General features: G+C 71.4%; 16 protein-coding genes. 2 read left to right on the top strand and 14 right to left on the bottom strand.

What is annotated here, in order from left to right; all coding sequences use genetic code 11:
• Window positions 1-176: 176 nt before the first annotated feature.
• The 3 genes from ACIRON_RS30445 to ACIRON_RS30435 all read right to left on the bottom strand — a co-directional run bounded on the left by ACIRON_RS30445 (window position 177) and on the right by ACIRON_RS30435 (window position 2645).
• Window positions 177-602: a ribonuclease domain-containing protein gene (locus ACIRON_RS30445; RefSeq protein ID WP_402999044.1), complete on the bottom strand. Its 426-nt coding sequence runs from the start codon at window positions 600-602 to the stop codon at window positions 177-179.
• 109 nt (window positions 603-711) lie between these two features.
• Window positions 712-1365 (bottom strand): response regulator, encoded by a 654-nt coding sequence (locus ACIRON_RS30440; RefSeq protein WP_402999041.1) that lies wholly within the window; start codon window positions 1363-1365, stop codon window positions 712-714.
• Window positions 1362-2645, bottom strand: a complete 1284-nt coding sequence (locus ACIRON_RS30435; protein WP_402999038.1) for a sensor histidine kinase — start codon at window positions 2643-2645, stop codon at window positions 1362-1364. The genes ACIRON_RS30440 and ACIRON_RS30435 overlap by 4 nt, the downstream gene beginning before the upstream one ends.
• 118 nt (window positions 2646-2763) lie before the next feature.
• On the opposite strand from ACIRON_RS30435, the gene ACIRON_RS30430 reads away from it, so the two are divergent.
• Window positions 2764-3516 (top strand): GAP family protein, encoded by a 753-nt coding sequence (locus tag ACIRON_RS30430; protein WP_402999035.1) that lies wholly within the window; start codon window positions 2764-2766, stop codon window positions 3514-3516.
• Between the two features lie 7 nt (window positions 3517-3523).
• Here the strand turns inward: ACIRON_RS30430 and ACIRON_RS30425 are convergent, their stop codons facing one another.
• From ACIRON_RS30425 to ACIRON_RS30375, 11 genes are all read right to left on the bottom strand, one after another.
• Window positions 3524-4372: a hypothetical protein gene (locus ACIRON_RS30425; RefSeq protein ID WP_402999032.1), complete on the bottom strand. Its 849-nt coding sequence runs from the start codon at window positions 4370-4372 to the stop codon at window positions 3524-3526.
• 31 nt (window positions 4373-4403) lie between these two features.
• Entirely contained in the window at window positions 4404-7172 is a 2769-nt protein-coding gene (locus tag ACIRON_RS30420; protein WP_402999029.1) for a family 78 glycoside hydrolase catalytic domain, read from the bottom strand.
• Between the two features lie 93 nt (window positions 7173-7265).
• Window positions 7266-7868: a lactate utilization protein C gene (locus ACIRON_RS30415; RefSeq protein WP_402999026.1), complete on the bottom strand. Its 603-nt coding sequence runs from the start codon at window positions 7866-7868 to the stop codon at window positions 7266-7268.
• A gap of 8 nt (window positions 7869-7876) precedes the next feature.
• Window positions 7877-9310: a lactate utilization protein B gene (locus tag ACIRON_RS30410; protein WP_402999023.1), complete on the bottom strand. Its 1434-nt coding sequence runs from the start codon at window positions 9308-9310 to the stop codon at window positions 7877-7879.
• Window positions 9307-10047: a (Fe-S)-binding protein gene (locus ACIRON_RS30405; RefSeq protein ID WP_402999020.1), complete on the bottom strand. Its 741-nt coding sequence runs from the start codon at window positions 10045-10047 to the stop codon at window positions 9307-9309. Before ACIRON_RS30405 ends, ACIRON_RS30410 begins: the two co-directional genes overlap by 4 nt.
• Window positions 10048-10091: 44 nt before the next feature.
• Window positions 10092-10319, bottom strand: a complete 228-nt coding sequence (locus ACIRON_RS30400; protein ID WP_091048755.1) for a helix-turn-helix domain-containing protein — start codon at window positions 10317-10319, stop codon at window positions 10092-10094.
• 56 nt (window positions 10320-10375) lie between these two features.
• A complete protein-coding gene (locus ACIRON_RS30395; RefSeq protein ID WP_402999016.1) occupies window positions 10376-13456 on the bottom strand; it encodes a glycosyl hydrolase in 3081 nt (1026 codons plus the stop codon).
• Window positions 13457-13479: 23 nt separating this feature from the next.
• Window positions 13480-14955, bottom strand: a complete 1476-nt coding sequence (locus ACIRON_RS30390) for a rhamnulokinase family protein (RefSeq protein WP_402999013.1) — start codon at window positions 14953-14955, stop codon at window positions 13480-13482.
• The gene (locus ACIRON_RS30385) at window positions 14952-16982 is read right to left on the bottom strand and encodes a bifunctional aldolase/short-chain dehydrogenase (RefSeq protein WP_402999010.1); all 2031 of its coding nucleotides are present in this window, start codon (window positions 16980-16982) and stop codon (window positions 14952-14954) included. The genes ACIRON_RS30390 and ACIRON_RS30385 overlap by 4 nt, the downstream gene beginning before the upstream one ends.
• 6 nt (window positions 16983-16988) lie before the next feature.
• A complete protein-coding gene (gene rhaI, locus ACIRON_RS30380; RefSeq protein ID WP_402999007.1) occupies window positions 16989-18158 on the bottom strand; it encodes an L-rhamnose isomerase in 1170 nt (389 codons plus the stop codon).
• A gap of 144 nt (window positions 18159-18302) precedes the next feature.
• A complete protein-coding gene (locus ACIRON_RS30375) occupies window positions 18303-18641 on the bottom strand; it encodes an L-rhamnose mutarotase (protein WP_402999004.1) in 339 nt (112 codons plus the stop codon).
• Window positions 18642-18779: 138 nt separating this feature from the next.
• Here ACIRON_RS30375 and ACIRON_RS30370 point away from each other — a divergent pair, with 138 nt between their 5' ends.
• The gene (locus tag ACIRON_RS30370; RefSeq protein ID WP_402999001.1) at window positions 18780-19823 is read left to right on the top strand and encodes a LacI family DNA-binding transcriptional regulator; all 1044 of its coding nucleotides are present in this window, start codon (window positions 18780-18782) and stop codon (window positions 19821-19823) included.
• Window positions 19824-20007 lie beyond the last annotated feature (184 nt).

The following is a 20007-nucleotide window of genomic DNA, read 5'->3' as shown; positions in this document are numbered from 1 at the left end:
CAAACGTCCCTAGAGTACGGCGGGCGCCCAGCCGCTTCGCGATCCTCGGACCCGTGTTTTCGACGTCTCAGCCGGGGCTCAGCGAGGTCTCAGCAGGTCATCAGCGTACGAACGGGCCTCCGACCTGGGCCGGCGATGCCGTGTCTGCCCAGGTCAGAGGCCCGTTTTCGAAAGGCTCAGACCAGGAAGTAGAAGGTGCTGTAGTGGTCGGGGGTGAAGTAGACGTCCCCCGTTGTGGTGTCCACCACGAGCCGGTAGGACTGGCGCTGCGCACCGCATTCACGCGGGGTCACGTCGAACTCGAGGTAGGAGTGGCCCGAAGGCAGCTCGCCCTCGTAGTTGTTGTAGGTGCCACCGGAGAAGTTGCAGGTGCCGGTGGGCGGCCAGTCGTGCCAGCCACGGTTGGTCGGGTAGTCCAGCGAGGCCCAGACGTCGTTGGAGTCGAGGGCCTCGGCACAGCCCTTGTGGGTGCAGCTCTCGATCCAGTCGGCCTGGGCGGCGGGGGCGAGCGCGACGCTCCCGCCGAGCAGGCCGGTGGTGGCGACGAGAGCTGCGAGGAGCAGCTTGAGCATCGTGAGCACGGAGCGGTTCTTCCCGGACATGAATCCTCCAGTGTGTGCGTTACGGACGGTTGGTAATTCTGCTACCTGACTCGTCCGGATGGGGGCTCCGAAGGTCACGAACCGGTGAACTCTGGGTGCGGGAGCGCCTTCAGACGATGCCTGCCTCGCGGGACACGATGGCCGCCTGGACCCGTGAGGCGACCCCGAGCTTCGCCAGGACGCGGGAGACGTGGGTCTTCGTGGTCGCCTCGGAGATCACCAGCCGCCGGGCGATCTCGGCGTTGGACAGGCCCTGTCCCAGGGCGGCGAGCACGTCCGTCTCCCGAGGGGTGAGATCGGCGGGAAGCGATGAGCCGGTCGTCGCCGCCGGGCCGGAACGGTCAGGGGCGCCGGCCAGCTCGGCGAGCACCCGGCGGGTCACCTCCGGGGCTACCACGCCGTCCCCCGCGGCGACGTGCCGGACCGCGTCGACCAGGTCGGAGGCCTCCGCCGACTTGAGCAGGAACCCGGCCGCGCCTGCGCGGAGGGCACCGAAGACGTACTCGTCCAGGTCGAAGGTGGTGAGCACGAGTACGTCGGCGAGCCCCTCGTCGACGACCTGGCGGGTCGCGGTCACGCCGTCGGTGCCGGGCATGCGTACGTCCATCAGCACGACGTCGGGGCGCAGGGCCCGCGCGTTGGCGACCGCGGTCGCACCGTCGGCAGCCTCCCCCACCACCTCGATGTCGCCGGCGGTGGCGAGCAGCATGCGCAGGCCGGCACGGATGGCGGCATGGTCGTCGGCGAGCAGGACCCGGATCATGCGCTCGCTCCCGGCAGCGGCAGGATCGCTCGGACCCGCCAGCCGGTGCCGTCGGGGCCGGCCTCGAAGGTTCCACCGACAGCCTCGGCTCGTTCGCGCATCGACACCAGTCCAGTTCCGGTGCCGGCCTCGGCCGCAGGCTCCTTCGCGGCGCCGGCATCGGTCACCTCGATCTCGAGGGTGTCGGCGGGGATCAGGCGCAGATGAGTGGTGCCGCCGCCGTGCTTGAGCACGTTGGTCAGGGACTCGCGGACGATCCGGTAGACGGCGTGGTCGACCGCGACCGGCAGCGCGAGGTCGGCACCGTCCAGAAGCCCACCGGGGTCGTCGACCCGCAGCGGCAGACCGGCCAGTCGCGTCTGCTCCAGGACGGGGCCGAGGTTGGCGGCACGGGAGGCGGCGGTGAGGCCCTCGGCGTCACCGGAGTCGCCGTCGGAGCGCAGGACGCGGATCATCGCGCGCATGTCGTCGAGCGAGGCCAGGCTCTCGGCCCGTACCAACCGCAGCGCCGCCCGGTCTCGTTCCGCGTCGTGCTGACCGGCCAGCGCCGCACCTGAGGTCAGCGCGATGGCGGACAGGTGGGAGGCGACGACGTCGTGCAGGTCCCGGGCCACCGCGGAGCGCTCGGCGCGGACCGCGTCGTGCCGTTCGGCGTCGGCCAGGCGCAGCAGCGCTGCGCTGCGTTCCCGCTCGAGCCGGGCCCTGTCGTCGGCGGCGTCGGCGAGCTCGCTGCCCTGACGTACGTTGTTGCCCCACCACATCGGGGTGACCACGAGCGCGAAGAGCGTGAGCGCGAGCACGATCGGGGTGCGGGGGTCCGAGGTGGCCGCGGCGGAGGCGACGACCGCGGCTGCGATGGCCACCGCGACGGCGACGGTGGTGATGCGCCGTGCCATCCGCGATCCGTGCAGCTGGCCGGCGAAGAGCGCGTCCCAGAGCACCACCACCATCGCGATGCTGCCCCCGATCAGCAGGTCGGCGCCGAAGCAGAGGGCGACGACGGTCTGCACCGCGAGCGGCCGGCGCCGCTTGAGCACGAGCGCACCGGCCGCGAGGGCGAGCGGGACGAGGTGCCACCAGATCGGCACGCCGTCCAGGTCGATGCCGAACGGGTGCAGGCCGCGTATGCCCCCGACCTGCCCCAGGGCGTGGAGCGCGAGGCCGGCGGCGAGGACGACCACGGCGTCGAGCCAGGCCAGACGACGGTCCGCGGCGCGCAGGCTCGTGCCACCGCCGAGAAGCGCCGCGGGCAGCTGCTGCAGCAGGGTCGGGCGGTCCACGGCACCATCTCAGCACGTACGCCGCCTCCTCGGGGTCATCCGAAGGATGTATCCCCGCGCCGAAGGATCACCGGTTCGGCCGACGCGAACCGGGCCGGGCGCACGCGAGCCTCGGGGCATGGACATCGACCTCGGCCCGCTCACCGGCGATCTGGGCGGCACCGCGACGTACGTCGCACTGGCGGTGCTGGCACTGATCGACTCGACCAGCTTCGGCACACTGCTGATCCCGGTGTGGTTGCTGATGGCCCCCGGCCGGGTGCGGCCCGGACGGATCCTGGTCTACCTGGGCGCGCTCGCCGGGTTCTACGCACTGCTCGGCATCGCGATCCTGCTGGGCGGCTCGGCCGTGGCCGACGCGCTCAGCGGGCTGCGCGACTCGCGTCCGCTGCTGTGGGGGCAGCTGATCCTCGGCGTCGGGCTGTTCGCGTGGAGCTTCAGGCTCGACCCGCCCGGACCGGGGAAGGAACGGGCCGATGCTCCTGAGCCGCCGCACCGCCTGCTCCGCTGGCGCGAGCGGGCGGTCGCCTCGGAGTCGGGCTCGGCCTCGGCGCTCGCCGCGCTGGCGGTGCTCGCCGGGCTGGTCGAGGCCGCCTCGATGCTCCCCTATCTCGCCGCGATCGGGGTGATCGGGACCCAGGGTCCGGACTGGCCGGTGTCGGGGCTGTGGGTGATCGGCTACTGCGCCGTGATGATCGCTCCGGCGCTCCTGCTCACCGCCGCGCGCGTATTCGCCGCTCCTGTGGTGGCGCGACCGCTGGCCCTCCTCGACGGCTGGCTGGTCAAGCACGCCGCGAGCGCGACGGCGTGGGCCGTGGGCATCGTCGGGTTCCTGCTCGCCAGGGCCGCGCTCGGGCCGCTCTTCGGCTGAGCGAGCCTCACTCCCAGCCGCAGTAGCCGGGAAGGAAGTCGTAGAGGGCGGCCTTCTGGGCCTTGCTGAGCGGGAGGAAGTAGCTGGCGCCGTCCGGGACCTCGGGGCCGCCGACATGGACCCGGAAGAGGCTGCCGACCTTGTCGTCGGCCAGGGCGTGCGGGTCGCACCGGGCGGGCAGGACGCGCAGCTCCAGCGTGATCGGGTCGCCCGTCATCGGGTGCGGGGCGGTCCGCGGCCAGGTGGGTGTCTCGGCGGCGAGCTGGAAGAGGACGGTGCCCTCCCAGCCGTCGAAGGTGACCTCGGGGGCCTTCTCGGTCGGGGTGAAGGTGACCGGGAGGACGAACACGCTGCTGCCCTTGCCCGCTCCCTCGACCCGGGGATCCCCGACCGTGATCTCGGCCGCCTCGGTCAGGGTGCGCTCGGCGCAGTCGCGGTCGAGGAGACGGTCGACGTTGGCGTACCTGTCCTCGGCGGGGCCGGTGCTGGTGCGCCACTCCCCCGCCTCCTCGCCGGTCTCGCGCCAGGTGATGGTCACGTCGGCGTCCCCGCCCTCGCCGCACTTTCCGCGCGGCATGTCGAAGTCGAAGTCCATCTCCGGGTCGACCGGTTCCGAGCCCGTCCATCGGGCCCGGAACCGGTCGCTGTCCACCTCGAGGCGCGAGACCTCGATCGAGGATCCGGTGTCGTTGACGAGGCGTACGAACGCCTCACCGGTGTTGCGCTGGAGCCGGGTCTGATCGAGGTAGGCGGTCAGCCCGTCGGGCCAGGCCGTCTCGCGCGGCTCGGTCGTCCCACAGGCGGCCAGGGCCGTCCCGATCAGGAGACCCGCGGCGAGCACTGCGATTCGGCGCACTGCCGCAGGTTAGCGGAGTCGCGGCGCCTGTTCATGCCCCTTTCTTGAAGGTCCAGGCACCGGAGCCGATCCGGTAGGAGGTGATGCCGTTCTCGGTGCCGAGGCGCTCCGGTGCGGTCCTGCCGGGGCCGGTGGCCAGGTAGTGGCCCGCGGGGAGGCGTACGACGGCGGTGACGTTGACCGGGATCGTGGCGCGGAGAGTGACGCCGTTGCCGGTGCGGGTCCAGGCGGAGGCGACGCGGCCGCGCTGGGTGGCCACGGAGCCCTGGGCGTGGGTGAGGCCGGTGGTTGGAACGCTCAGCTCGACCTCGGCGGCGCCCGGGGCGGTCGTGCGGATGCCGAGCACCGACTCGGTGATGTCGACGATGCCGCGCGAGCCCCAGCCGTGGGAGGCGCTGTTGGCCGAGCCGCTCAGCTCCCAGGCCTCGGGAGTGAAGGTGCCGCCGTCGGCGAGCCAGCCGGCCCAGCCGTAGTCGTCCTCGTTGGTCAGCAGGTTCAGGACGCCTGCGCCGGCATCGGCGTCGGCGAGGGCCTCGAGCAGCACGTGGGCGGTCATCGGGCCCTGCTTCATCCCCTGGGCGGCGATCTGCTCACCGAGCGCGGGGACGTCCTGCGCCGGTGCGACGCCGAAGGCGATGGCGTACGAGGTCGCGTGCTGGCCGGCGTGGGCCGACTGGGTGCCGTCGGCGAGCAGGCCGTCGACGTAGGTCCCGTCGGCCTTGCGCAGCGTCTGGTTCATCCGGGCGGCGAGGGCGTCGGCGTCGGAGTTGAGTGCGGCGACCTCCTCGGCCGGGCGGTCGAGCTCCTCGCCGATCAGCGCGACCTTGCGGAGCACGTCGACGCCGAGCGCGTTGACCGTGGTCCTGGCGGCGGTGGTCATGTCGTAGCCGAAGCGGCCGTGGGCGGGCCAGTCGACGATGCCGTACAGGTACTGGCCGGAGCCGCCGGACAGGTTGGTGACCAGCCCCTGTGTCGGGCCGCTGGTGGCGATGTGGCGGCGGATGTAGCCGGCGGTTGCGGTGAGGTTGTCGTAGGCGTCCTCGAGGACGGCCTTGTCGCCGGTCTCGAGGTAGTAGCGCCAGATCCAGTCGGGGACGACCTCGGTGAAGTCGGGGATGTCGCGCTTGCCGTCGCCGTTGGGGTAGACCGCGTTGTAGCGGCCGGCGTCGTTGCCGGTGGTCCAGTAGCGCTCCTGGCTGAGCAGGAACTCCCGGATCGCCTGCCGGGAGGCGACCCGCTCACGCTGGGAGGACATCAGGCCGATCGAGATGTTGGCGGTGTCGTGCAGGAACTGGCCCTGCTCGCGCGTCGGGGTGTCGACGAAGGTCTCCTGGACGGAGTAGCGCAGCGAGCGGTCCATCAGGTCCCAGACGTCGTCGAGGGTCTCGTCGGAGCTGTCGAAGGTGGCGGCGCCGTCCTCGTCGTAGGCGGTGTGGACGACGGTCGCGGTCACGTCCTCGGTCGTGATCTCCTCACCGGCGCCCGGGACCTCGAGGTAGCGGAAGCCCAGGTGGCCGACCGCCAGGTAGTCCTGCTCGCCGGCGGCCTGGGTGTAGGGGAAGGACATGTTGGTGCTCTGCGTCGAGAGTCCCGTGGTCGAGACCCGGCCGGTGTCGGCGAGCTCGTAGCCGGCCCGGATCGGGACCTGTCGCCCGGCGACGCCGTCCTCGAAGTGCACGCCAGGCCGAGCCGGGATGATCGTGCCGAAGTCCGCGACCGGGGTGCCGTCTGCGGCTCGGAGGATGCGCTCGGGGTGGACGACGGTCTCCTCGAGCCGGGTCTGCTGGCCCTCCAGGTGGGTGAACGGCGCCACCGGGTGCGCGCCGACGACCACCGCTCCGGACCACTGGGAGTCGTCGTAGCCGGGCGCGGTCCAGTCGCCGATCTGTTGGGCCACCTGACCGTCGAGGTGCTCGATCCACAGGCCCTCGCCGTTGCGGGTGCCGACGGTGACGTACGGGCCGCGGCGGACCTTCCAGGAGCCGTCGGTGACGATCGTGGTCGTCTCACCGTCGGCGTAGGTGAGCTCGAGCTTCAGGAGTACGCCGGGGATGCCCGCGGCGCGGCCCTGGCCTCCGCTGAACCAGTGCAGCTTGACGCCGAGCGCGAGAGTCTCGCCGGGAGTGACCAGGTCGGTGACGTCCGCGGCCTGGTAGTAGCCCTCGCTCGGGTAGCCGAAGTTGCTCATCCGGTCGGCCTGCTCGCCGCCGAGGTAGAGCTCGGCGGTGTGGCTGGCGGCCAGGTAGCTGCGGGCGCTGACGATCCTGCCGTCCGGGATCTCGACCTCGGTGCGGGCCAGGGTCCACTCGTCGCGCTCCTGGGCGGGGTTGTCCGCGGTGCCCGGTGGCCTCCTGATCCAGCTCGCCCCGGCCCAGTCGGTGTCGCCGAGACCGGTCTCGAAGGCAGCCTTCGCCGACCAGCGCGAGGGGTGCTTGCGGCGGTCCCAGGTCATGACCCGCCAGGTGTAGCGGCTGCCTGGCTCGAGGGTCTCGCCGGCGTAGTCGATGTAGGACTGCTGCGCGGAGGTGACCTTGCCGGAGTTCCAGACGATCTCACCGCCGGCGTCGCGTACCTCGACCTTGTAGGCGCTCTGCACCTCGTTGGCGTCGCTGTCCTGGGGCAGCCAGCCGAACCGCGGCGTCAGGTCGGTGTTGAGCGGTCGGCTGATGTCGTCGACCGTCAGGCCGACCGGCCGGTCAGGTGCGGTGTTGCCCGGCGCTGCTCCCGAGGGGGAGATCGTTGCCGAGAGGCTGGTGACGACGAGGGCACTGGTGACGATCGCGGCCAGGCGGAGCTGCATGGGGGTCCTCCGGAGCGTGATTGATACGTTTCACTACTACCCGGAGACTATGACGGCCGTCACACAGGCGGGAAGGGCTGTGGCCGGATCCGGTCACGGATTGGCGGCAACCACCAGGACGTGGAGTGTGCGGGGGCCGTGGACGCCTTCGACGCGGTCCAGCTCGATGTCGCTGGTGGCCGAGGGGCCGCTGATCCAGGTCTGCGGGCGGGCCGGGTCGAGGAGGGCGATCGCCTCGGGGACGTCGGGGACCACCTGGTCCTCACGGACCACGCAGATGTGGGTGTCGGGGACCAGGGAGATCGCCCGGCGGCCCTGGTCGGGGGCGTGGTCGAGGACGATCGTGCCGGTCTCGGCGATGCCGACCCGGGCCTCGGTGACGACCGCCGCGATCCGGTCCAGCTCGGCCGCGGTGAGGGTGCCGTCGTCGACGATCGCGTCGGCGACCTGGATCGAGAGGCCGGGTGGGACGACCACCTGGCCGGCGGGGAGGGCGGCGGCGATCCGGTCCGCCAGGTCGCCGGGCGAGCAGCGCTCGACCACGGCACGGTAGTCGGCGACACGTTCGGCGAAGAGGTCGACGATGTCGCTGGTGACCTCCCGTGGGACCGGGGCGCTCTCCGGTCTCGTCCCCGGCTCGACGTCGGCCAGCGCCGCGCGGACGCGGGCGAGGATCTCGGTGCGTGCGTCGGTCATGGCCATCCTCAGCTCTCGTTCTTTCCACCGTCGGTGCGGTCCCACCAGGCCCGGAAGCTCTCCCCCGGCGCCTCGGGCAGGTCACGCGCGCCGAGCCAGGCCTTCGGCCCGAACCGACGCGCGAAACGCATCCCCACACCGGTGAGGCGCTCGACGGCGGAGAGGCGGCGCGAGCGCCCTAGGACGTACGCCGCACCCTTCATCGCCACGGCCTCCGGCTTCGGTACACCACCCCGATGGGCGTCGACCACCTGGGCGCGCTGGTCGACCAGGACGGAGGGGATGTCGATGCGTACCGGACAGACCTCGAAGCAGGCGCCGCACAGCGAGGACGCGTAGGGCAGCGAATCGGTCTGGTCGTCGTGCCCGACCCCCTTCAACAGGGGGTTGAGGATGGCGCCGATCGGGCCCGGGTAGACCGAGCCGTACGCATGACCGCCGGTGCGCTCGTAGACCGGGCAGACGTTGAGGCAGGCCGAGCAGCGGATGCAGCGCAGCGCCTGCCGGCCGACCTCGTCGGCCAGCGCGCGGGTGCGGCCGTTGTCGAGCAGCACGACGTGGACTTCTTGGGGGCCGTCGCCGGGGGTGACGCCGGACCACACCGAGGTGTAGGGGTTCATCCGCTCGCCTGTCGAGGAGCGCGGCAGGAGCCTGAGCATCGGGTCGAGGTCGTCCCAGCGGGAGACGACCTTCTCGATGCCGACCACCGAGATCAGCACCTCGGGCAGGGTCAGGCACATCCGGCCGTTGCCCTCGGACTCGACCACCACGAGGGTGCCGGTCTCGGCGACCGCGAAGTTGGCGCCTGAGACCCCGACCTTGGCGCGCAGGAACTTCTCGCGCAGATGCTCGCGGGCGGCAGCGGCCAGCACCGCCGGCTCGTCGGTCAGGTCGTCGGGCGCCGGGCGGCCCGCGGCCGCCATCTTGGTCCGGAAGATGTCCCGGATCTCGGCCCGGTTGCGATGGATCGCCGGGACGAGGATGTGCGATGGCAGGTCGTCGCCGAGCTGCACGATGAGCTCGGCCAGGTCGGTCTCCCAGGCCGCGATGCCCTCCTCGGCGAGCGCCTCGTTGAGCCCGATCTCCTGGGTCACCATCGACTTGACCTTCACGACCTCCTCCGCGGCATGCGCCTTCGCGATGCCCGCGACGATCGCGTTGGCCTCGGCGGCATCACGGGCCCAGTGGACGGTCGCGCCGTTGGCGGTGAGGGTCTCCTCGAGGCGTACGAGCTGGGTGTCGAGGTCGCGCAGGGCGCGCTCCTTGACCGCGGCACCGGTCAGGCGCAGCTCCTCCCAGTCGGGGACCTCGGCGACGACCTTGGCCCGCTTGGCGCGGATGGTGCCGGTCGCGTGGGCCAGGTTGTGGCGCAGCTGGGAGTCGGCGAGGGCCTCGCGCGCGGCCGTCGGGAAGGCCGGCATGCCGACGAATGTGCCAGTCATCGCAGCGCCCCCTCGGTCGAGGCGAGGATCTCGGCGAGATGGACGGTGCGTACGCCCGAACGCTGCCGGGAGAGCACGCCGCCGATGTGGGTCAGGCACGAGTTGTCGCCGGCGACCACGATCTCGGCGCCGGTCTCTCGGATGTGGCGGGCCTTGTCGGCGCCCATCGCAACCGAGGTGTCGGCGTTCTTGACCGCGAAGGTGCCGCCGAAGCCGCAGCACTGGTCGGCACCGGGCAGGTCGACGAGCCGGATCCCCCGGACCGACTCGAGCAGCCGGCGCGGCCGGTCCCCCACCCCCAGCATCCGCAGCGAGTGGCAGGTCGGGTGGTAGGTCACCCGGTGCGGGTAGTAGGCGCCCACGTCGGTCACCCCGAGCACGTCGACGAGGAACTCGGAGAGCTCGTAGATCTTCGGGGCGACCTCCGCGACGGCCCGCTCCAGGGCCTCGTCGCCGGAGCGGCGGGCCACGATCGAGTGCTGGTGCCGTGCCGAACCGGCGCACGACCCGGACGGCGTCACGACGGCGTCGTAGCCGGCGAAGGCGTCCACGAACGTACGCACCACCGGGACCGCCTCGTCCAGGTAGCCGGTGTTGACCATCGGCTGTCCGCAGCACGTCTGCGCCTGCGGGAAGTCGACCTCGACGCCCAGCCTGCGCAGCAGGCGTACGACGGCCTGACCTGTGCTCGGGTAGAGCGCATCGTTGATGCACGTGACCATCAGCGCGACTCGCATCCGGCGGCCTCCTTCGTCTGTGTCTTGGTGTCCATCACATCAGTTCAGATGAGTCCGGTGCGTACGGCCCGCACGACGGCCTCCACACTCGTCCCCGCTCCCAGCGCATCCGCGGCCGCCCGGAGACGGCGCCGCACGGTGCGCTCGGAGACACCCAGCGCACGCGCGATCCGCTCGATCGTGTAGCCCCGCGCGAACAACGCCAGCACCTCCACCTCGTCCTTGGGAAGGTCGGTGGGAGCAGATGGTCGTACGCCGCCCGAGGCTGCCACGGTTCACTCCTGTCTCAGCGTGAGGCTGACCGGCGGGTGGGTGCGGGACGCCGGGCTCATCCGGCGACGACCTTCTCGACGTAGGGCACCAGCCGCACCGGCCCGGCGAGCCCGTAGCTCTGCCTGGTCGCCACGCCGTAGACCGACGGGGTGACGGTACGCAGCCGGTTGAGCAGCGTCGAGGCCACCTCGATCTCGATCCGGTTGGAGCCGGGGACCAGGGCATGGCCCAGGTCGACGACCGGATCCATCGGGTCGCACGGCGCCAGCAGCTCACCGTTGACGCGGACCCGGAAGGTGTCGTTGACCTCGCCGAGCTCCAGGTAGGCGCCGTCCTCCGGGGTCCAGTCGGTGCCGAGGTCGAGGCTCGTGCGGTAGCGGCCGATGCCGGAGACGTCCTCGAGGCCGGCGACCTTCGACCAGGACTGTGGCGCCGTGAGGTCGCTGGTCACGACCTCCTTCGTCGTGGCGAGGTCCTTGGGGTCGGCCGGGTTCGCCGGCTTCCAGTCCTCGAGGGCGAGCGCCCAGGTCTGCGGCGTCACCGGCTCGCGGACCCGGTCGACGACGACCTTCACGGTCCGCCCGTCGGCCTTGGTGAGCTCGAAGGTGCCGGCGGTCGTCGTACGCAACGCGACGTTGGCGCCCCGCGCCACCACGGCCTGGCCAGCGGTGGCGACGGGGAGAACAGAGCGGGCCGCGCCCTTGCCCGGGGCCGCGAGAGCGACCACGGTGGACTGGCCCGGAACCAGATCGACGCTGACGCGGACCCGGTTCCCGGAACGCTCGTAGGCGGCGATCCGGGTGACCTCACCGGTCCAGGCGTCCAGCAGCCACGGCACCGCGGAGCGGTCGGTGGCGGTGAGCCAGACGTCCTGCTGCACCGGGTTGAGCCGCCGGTTCTCGGCGTGCCGGGCGTTGGCGAGGTAGTAGAGGTCGACCTTGCCGGTGACGCGGCGCACGTGCATCACCGTGGAGTCGGCGTGCTCGACGTCGCGTACGACACCGAGCTCGGCGAGCGCGCCACCGACGCCGGCCTCCAAGACGCTGCGGGTCGTCGGCAGCGCGGCGATCTTCGTCATCAGGTCGCGGACCTCGGTGACGGCGGCCTCGTCGGTGCGGCCGATCGGGGTGGCGTCGCGGCCCCAGTCCTTGCCGGCGTCGTTGACCAGGATGATCGGCAGACCCGCGCGTCCCAGGGCGAGCGCCTTGCGGGCGGCCGCCAGGTCGATGGTGACCTCACGGCTGCGGATCTTGTCGGGGCCGATGACCAGCACCTTGTAGGCCGGACCGTCGGGCGCCAGCCGCCCGTCCCTGAACCGGACGTCGTCGCGGGTGAGCAGCGCCGAGGTGATGAACGAGTGCGACCAGCCGAGCTTGGTGCCGTCGTTGGTCACCCAGAACGGGCCGATGCCGGTGGAGGCGCCGGCCTTCTGGCGCAGGAAGACGATGTCGTACGTCGGGCGACCGGTCCGCAGGACCAACTGGGTGCGGGCGAGGTAGCGCGCGATCCCGGGGATGTGCTCCCACTGCGGCGTCCGGGGTCCCCACGCCTCGCCGTAGCCGATCGCGCCGTTGTAGTAGGGCGAGAACGCGGCGAAGCCGGGCCAGGTGACGTCCGGGGCGGCGGCGTAGGGGAAGCCGTGGATCATCGCGTGGTTGACGCCCGCCGCGAAGATGCTGTTGATCGTGAACAGCGCCTGGTTCTGCGCCGTGGGGCTGGTGCTGTTGGCACCCCAGGTCGTGTTGTAGGCGGCGCCGTTGTAGCAGATCGCCTCGCAGGAGAGCACCTGCTTGCCGGCGATGTCGCGGCCGCCGGCCATGACCCGGTAGTCGTCGAGGTTCTTGAAGCCCAGCGACTCGGTCTCGGCGATGTCGAGCAGCGCGGAGTGCTCGGTGGCGTCGGTCTCCAGGCCGTACGCCTGGATCCGCAGGCCCATCCCGAGCGAGCGCGCGAACCGCTGCATCGGCAGCAGGTGGTGGTCGCGGTAGAGGTCGGAGAGGACCTGGTTGAAGTCGTCGCGCACCTGGTTCGTACGCAGCGAGTCGGTCGTCGCGGGAGCGCCGGGTGTGCCGAGGGCGAAGCGGTAGGCCTCGTCGACCTCGAGCACCACCGGGAGGAACGGCTCGAGGTCGTAGCCGGCCCGGGTGCGGAACTCCTCGAGCAGCTTCGGCGTCCAGATCGTGGCGTCCGACTCGATCTCGAGGGAGTCCTCGAAGAGGTAGCCGCCCGCGGCCTTCAGCAGGCTGCGCATCTGCTTGTCGAGGATCGTGTCCTGCCACAGGTCGACGACGGCCCGGGTGCCGGCCTCGCTGAAGTGGTCGACGACGTAGGAGCGCGGCGAGGTGTGCGGGCCGGCCTCGGGCTCCTGCCCGCTCCCCCGGCGCCAGGTGGCGAGGACGACCCAGGAGCCGGCCGGGTCGGCCGGCGCGGTCCAGGTCAGCCGGTTCTGGCTCACCTGGGCGGAGAGGTCGAGGTAGGAGTCGGGGTCGATGGTGGTGATCGAGGAGGTGCTGGCCGTGATCCGGTGCGCCTGGACGGTGACCAGCTCGACCCGGTCACCGTGGGACTCCCCCTGCGGAGCGGGGAGCACGTCGTCGAAGGTCTGTCCGGCGGCGACGTCGACCCGCCCGTAGGCGAGCTCGCTGCAGGCCGCGTCGTCGTCGGGGGTGATCGTGGAGACCGCGGCCGGCCAGGAGGGGCCGACGGTCAGGTCGATGCGTACGTCCCGCTTCGCGCCCCGCGCCAGCGCCGCCTTCACACCGGCGACCCAGGACGGGCTGCCCCAGCCGTACTTCGCCACGTCGACCTCGATGCCACGGGCACGCAGGCTGTGGGTGACCACCGCGACCTCGAGCACACCGAATCCGGCGTCGGCGACGGTGTCGACCTCGCGGGCGACCTCGGCCGGATCGACCAGGCCGTAGGGCCACCACCAGCGGAAGCCCGCCGCCGAGGCGGTGCCGGGCTTGCGGAACGCCTTGGTGAGGTCGTCCGGGAGGCCGGCGGTGCCCGGCGACCCGGCGTACGCGGGGGTGCTGCCGAGGGCACCGGCGACGGCAGCCGTGCCGAGGGTGGCGGCCGCGGCGCCGAAGAGGGCGCGGCGGCTGAGTCGGGCGGTGGAGAAGGAGTCGGTCATGGGGGTGCCTTCGGGGAGCAGGGTCAGGAGATGCGGGCCTCAGCGGCGGCCCAGTCGAGGCCGTCGCGCGGCTCGAAGCGGCGTACGTCGTAGGAGCGGCGGACCAGGTCCCGCATCGCGGGGAGGTCGGGCAGGTCGGCCCCGAGGGACCTGCCTTGGATCAGTACGTTCCCGAGAGCGGCCGCCTCGACCGGACCGGCGAGAACCGGAAGGCCGCAGGCGTCCGCGGTGAGCTGGCAGAGCAGCTCGTTCTGGGAGCCGCCGCCGACGACGTGGACGACCTCGGGCGAGGTGCCCGCGAGGGCGGCAGCGGTGCGGACGTGACGTCGGTAGGCGACAGCGAGGCTGTCGAGGATGCAGCGGGTGATCGCGGCAGGCGAGTGCGGGATCGCCTCGTCGGACTCCGCGGCCAGAGCGGCGATGCGCTCGGGCATCGGGTCGGCCGACGTGCTCGGGAAGAGCAGTCGCGGGTCGTTGATGTCGACGACCGTACGCAGCGGCTCGAGCTCCGCCGCGGCTGCGAGCAGCGAGCGGAGCTCGGCGCCCTGGTAGCGACGCTCGCTCCACGAGCGCAGCGACTCGGACAGGACCCACAGGCCCATCACGTTCTTGAGGAAGCGGATGGTGCCGTCGACGCCGACCTCGTTGGTGAAGTCGGCGAGCCGGGCGTCCTCGGTCAGCACGGGCCGGTCGAGCTCGAGGCCGACCAGGGACCAGGTGCCCGAGGAGATGTAAGCGAAGTCGCGGGCCTCCGCGGGGACCGCGACGACCGCCGAGGCGGTGTCGTGGGAGCCCACTGCCACCACGGGCACCTCGGCCGAGGCACCCAGGTCCTCGGCGACGTCGGGCAGCAGCGGCCCGAGAAGAGAGCCCGGGTCCCGAAGGGGCGGGAGGACCCCTTCGGGAAGCCCGAGCTCCCGGCACAGGTCGACCGCCCAGACGCCCTGCCGGACGTCGTAGAGCTGGGTGGTCGAGGCGTTGGTGCGCTCGGCGCCGATCGCACCGGTGAGCCAGTAGCCGAGCAGGTCCGGCAGCAGCAGCATCGTCTCGGCGGCGTCGAACGCGGTGGTGCCGCGGGCCGCGACCAGCTGGTAGATCGTGTTGAACGGGAGCTGCTGGATGCCGGTAGTGCCGTAGAGCGTGGCCGCACCGATCTGGGCGACCACCTTCTCGGCGATCCCCTCGACGCGGGCGTCGCGGTGGCTGAAGACCTGGCCGAGCAGCTGGCCGTCGTGGTCCAGCAGCCCGTGGTCGATGGCCCAGGAGTCGATGCCGATGCCGTGCAGCGGTCCGGTCCCGGCCACCTCACGGATGCCGGTGAGCACCTCGCGATGGATGCCGAGCACGTCCCAGAAGAGCGAGCCGCGGACGCGTACCGCTCCGTTGGGGAAGCGGTGCAGCTCGTTGATCTCGACCCGGTCGCCACCGATCCGGCCGGACATCACCCGGCCGGAGGTGGCACCCAGGTCGACGGCGGCGACTCTGACTGCGGGGTTCATCGCAAGAAGGCCGCGGCGACGCCGGCGTCGACGGGGACGTGCAGGCCGGTGGTGTGGGTCAGGTCGGGGCCGCAGAGCACGAAGACGGCGTTGGCGATGTTCTCCGGGAGCACCTCGCGCTTGAGCAGGGTGCGCTGGGCGTAGAACTTCCCGAGCTCCTCCTCCTTGACCCCGTAGACCTCCGCGCGCTTGGCGCCCCAGCCGCCGGCGAAGATGCCGGAGCCCTGGACCACGCCGTCGGGGTTGATGCCGTTGACCTTGACGCCGTGCTCACCGAGCTCGGCGGCCAGCAGGCGTACCTGGTGGGCCTGGTCGGCCTTGGCGGCGCCGTAGGCGACGTTGTTCGGCCCGGCGAAGAGCGAGTTCTTCGAGGAGATGTAGACGATGTCGCCGCCCATCTCCTGCTCGATCAGCACCTTCGCTGCGGCCTTGGAGACCAGGAACGAGCCCTTGGCCATCACGTCGTGCTGCAGGTCCCAGTCGCGCTCGGTGGTCTCCAGCAGCGACTTCGACAGCGACAGGCCGGCGTTGTTGACGATCAGGTCGACACCGCCGAAGGCGAGCACCGCGGCGTCGAACATCGCCTGTACGGCGGCCTCGTTCGAGACGTCGGCTGCGAGACCCACGGCGACATCGCTGTTTCCGATCTCCTCTGCCGCCGCCTGGGCCTTGGCGAGGTCGAGGTCCGCGATCACGACGCAGGCACCCTCGGCCGCGAGCCGCTGGGCGGTGGCCTTGCCGATGCCGGAGGCGGCGCCGGTGACCAGGGCGACCCTGGTCGCGAGCGGCTTGGGGGCGGGCATCCGCTGGAGCTTGGCCTCCTCGAGCGCCCAGTACTCGATCCGGAACTTCTCCGACTCGTCGATCGGGGCGTACGTCGAGAGCCCCTCGGCACCGCGCATCACGTTGATCGCGTTGACGTAGAACTCCCCCGCCACCCGGGCGGTCTGCTTGTTCTTGCCGAAGGAGAACATGCCGACACCGGGGACCAGGACGATGAGCGGGTCCTTGCCGCGGATCGCGGGGCTGTTCGCGTCGGCGTGCCGGTCGTAGTAGCCCTGGTAGTCCTCGCGGTAGCTGACCGCGAGCTCCTTGAGGCGGGCGATGCTGTCCTCGACGGAGGCGGAGGCCGGGAGGTCGAGGACCAGCGGCTTGACCTTGGTGCGCAGGAAGTGGTCGGGGCAGGAGGTGCCGAGCTCGGCCAGACGCGGGTGCGTCTCGCTGGCCAGGAAGTCGAGGACCACCTCGGAGTCGGTGAAGTGGCCGACCATCGGCTGGTCCGCCGAGGCGATGCCACGGATCGTGGGAGCCAGAGCAGCAGCCCTCGTACGCCGCTCCGCCTCGTCCAGGGGCGCGTAGCCGTCGAGCGCGGGGCCGAACGGCTCCGCCTTGCTGTGCTCGGCGATGTAGGCGGCGGCCGTGTCGATGATCCAGAGCGAGTTCTTCTCGGCCTCCTCGGAGGTGTCGCCCCAGGCGGTGATGCCGTGGCCGCCGAGGATGCAGCCGACCGCCTGCGGGTTCTTCGCCTTGATCTCGGCGATGTCGAGGCCGAGCTGGAAGCCGGGACGACGCCACGGCACCCAGACGACCTGGTCGCCGAAGATGCTCGCGGTCAGCGCCTCGCCGTCAGCGGCGGTCGCGATCGCGATGCCGGAGTCGGGGTGGAGGTGGTCGACGTGCTCGGCGTCGACGAGGCCGTGCATCGCGGTGTCGATCGAGGGGGCCGCCCCGCCCTTGCCGTGCAGGCAGTAGTCGAACGCGGCGACCATCTCGTCCTCGCGCTCCACGCCCGGGTAGACGTCGACGAGCGCGCGCATCCGGTCGAGCCGGAGCACGGCCAGGCCGCTCTCCTTCAGGGTGCCGAGGTCACCGCCGGAGCCCTTCACCCAGAGCAGCTCGACGTCCTGGCCCGTCACCGGGTCGGTCGCGGTGCCCTTGGCGGAGGTGTTGCCGCCGGCGTAGTTGGTGTTCTTCGGATCCGCGCCGAGACGGTTCGAGCGCGCGATCAGGTCTTCTGCAGTGGTCATGGTTTGTCAGTTCCATCCAGCCTGGGTGCCGCCGACTCGGGCGGTTTCGATCTGTTCCTGGTAGCCGCTGGCGAGGTAGGCGCGCATCGGGTTCGCGGCCAGGCCGCGCTCCTCACGCCACCCGCCGAGGTCGGCGCGTACGTCGGTGTAGAAGGCGTCCATGAAGATTTCGTTGGCCAGGAGTACGTCGCCGTCCTCCTGCGCCTTGGCGAGAGCGTCGGTGTCGAGGAGGAGTGCCCGCGCGGACATCTCCTGGACGTTGAGCACGGACCGGATCTGGCCCGGGATCTTCTTCTCGATGTTGTGGCACTGGTCGAGCATGAAGGCGACCCCGCCCTCGGCCACGGGCTTGAACCCGCCGCCGCGGACCACCTCGACGAGGATCCGGAAGAGCTGGAACGGGTCGGCCGCGCCGACGATCAGGTCGTCGTCGGCGTAGAAGCGACTGTTGAAGTCGAAGGAGCCGAGCTTCCCCAGCCGCAGCAGCTGCATCACGATGAACTCGATGTTGGTGCCGGGAGCGTGGTGGCCGGTGTCGAGGCAGACGACGGCCCGGTCACCGAGGGCGCTGACCTGGGCGAACGACGTGCCCCAGTCGGGGACGTCGGTGTGGTAGAACGCCGGCTCGAAGAACTTGTACTCCAGCACCAGGCGCTGCTCCTCGCCGAGGCGCTCGTAGATGGTCGCGAGCGACTCGGCGAGCCGGTCCTGACGGCCGCGCATGTCGGCCTGGCCCGGGTAGTTGGACCCCTCGGCGAGCCAGATCTTCAGGTCACGCGAGCCGGTCGCGTCCATCACCTCGATGCACTCGAAGTGGTGGTCGATCGCCTTCTGCCGGATCTTCGCGTCGGTGTGGGTGAGCGCACCGAACTTGTAGTCGTCGTCCTGGAAGGTGTTGGAGTTGATCGTGCCGAGCGCGATCCCCTGGTCCTCGGCATAGCCGCGCAGCGCCGCGTAGTCATCGACCCTGTCCCAGGGGATGTGCAGCGCGACGCTCGGCGCCAGGCCGGTGAAGCGGTGGACGGTGGCCGCGTCGGCGACCTTCTCCTCGGGGGTGCGCGGGGTGCCGGGGGTGCCGAAGACCTTGAACCGGGTCCCCGAGTTTCCGTAGGCCCACGAGGGGACCTCGATCTCGAGGGCGGCCAGGTCGCCCGAGATCTGGTCGAACGTCGTCATCGGAGAGCCTCTCTGTGTGCGGTTGAAAGGTTTCAAAGCGCGCATCCGACGTTAGTGGCGCACGTCACTTGCGTCAAGAGGAGGCAGGCTTTCGTTGCGTTTCAGTTTTCGCGCCAGCGCTCCCGCACCCACTCGAACCAGAGGTCAGTCGCGACCGAACTGGTCCTCGAGGTGGAAGACCTCCTCGAGGCGGAGGAAGCCCTCGTCGGGCGCGACGCCGTCGAGGTCCTCGAAGAACTCCGCCATCTCCGCCTGCCACCGAGCATTGACCTCGGTGGCCGCCATACCCGCCTGAGCAGCCTCGATGGAGGGGGTCTCGACGTAGCCGATGAGCAGGCCGTCGGGGCGGAGGAACAGGGAGTAGTTGTGCCACCCGGTCTCCGCGAGCGCCCGGAGCATGTCGGGCCAGACCGCGGCATGGCGCCGCTTGTACTCCTCGATGCGCTCGGGCTTGACCTGCAGCTGGAAGCAGACGCGCTCCATGACGACCTCCGATGAAACGATTTAGGCATGGACGCTAATGAGCATGTCCGACATCGGTCAATCCGGGTAGCGTCCCTTCCTCGTCACAGCGCCGCGCACGGCCTATGCTGCGATTTAACGTTTCAGGAAGGAGCCCAGGTGGCGATCACCCCAGCTGCGGGTTCACCGCGCAGCGCCTCGGTCAAGGATGTCGCGGCCACCGCAGGCGTCTCCCTCGGCACGGTGTCCAACGTGCTCAACCGCCCCGAGCGGGTCAGCCGAACAACACGCGAGCGGGTCGAGCGTGCGATGGCCGACCTCGGCTTCGTACGCAACGAGTCCGCGCGCTCGCTGCGCACCGGCAGCACCCAGTCGCTGGCCTACGTCATGCTCGACGCCGGCAACCCGTTCTTCACCGACGTCGCCCAGGGCATCGAGCTGGCCGCCGAGGCGGCCGGGCTCTCGCTGTTCCTGTGCAACAGCGACGGACGCTCGGCCCGCGAGGGCGCCCACCTGGCCCACCTGCAGCAGCAGCGGGTCCAGGGCATCCTGATCACCCCCGTCGACCCCGACGACCCGCAGCTCGACCAGCTGATCGAGCGGGGCACCCCCGTCGTCATCGTCGACCGCACCCGGGCGGGGTCGTCGTTCTGCTCCGTCGCCGTCGACGACGTCCTGGGCGGGCGACTGGCCGTCGAGCACCTCATCGACGCCGGCCACAAGCGGGTGGCGTACGTCGGTGGGCCGGAGTCGATCGGACAGGTCCGCGACCGCGGCGAGGGCGCCCGGCAGGCCTGGGCCGAGGCCGGACTGCCTCCCGAGGACCTCGTCATGCTCTCCTGCGAGGCCCCGACCGTGGCCTGTGGCCGCGCCGCCGGCGAGCGGCTCGTCGGGCTGCCCGCCCGGCGCCGTCCGACCGCCGCGTTCTGCGCCAACGACCTGCTCGCGCTCGGGCTGCTCCAGCAGACGATCTCCAGCGGCCGCACCGTACCCGGCGACCTCGCGATCGTCGGCTACGACGACATCGAGTTCGCCGCCGCCGCAGCGGTGCCCTTGACCTCCGTACGCCAGCCCCGCCACGACCTCGGCCGCCGCGCCGCCGAGCTGCTCCTCGACGAGGTCGGCGACCCCAACCACCAGCACGAACAGGTCGTCTTCACCCCCGAGCTCATCGCCCGCGCCTCCACCCTCGGACGCCCCTGACCGCCGACTCGGCGCATCTGTCCCAGGTTCAAGCGCCGAGTCGGCGCGACTGTCCCGCCATACCGCGTCGGGGGGGGGGGGGGGGGCCCCCCCCCGGCGGCCCCCCCCCCCCCCCCCGCCCCCCCACACCCCCCCCCCCCCCCCCGCCCCCCCAACCCCCACCCCAACACCCCCCCCCCCCACA

The sequence above is a fragment of the Nocardioides sp. NPDC101246 genome (assembly GCF_044767415.1).
Taxonomy (GTDB): Bacteria; Actinomycetota; Actinomycetes; order Propionibacteriales; family Nocardioidaceae; genus Nocardioides.
Note: the sequence above shows the minus strand (reverse complement) of the source record. Positions and strands in the feature narration are given on the sequence as shown.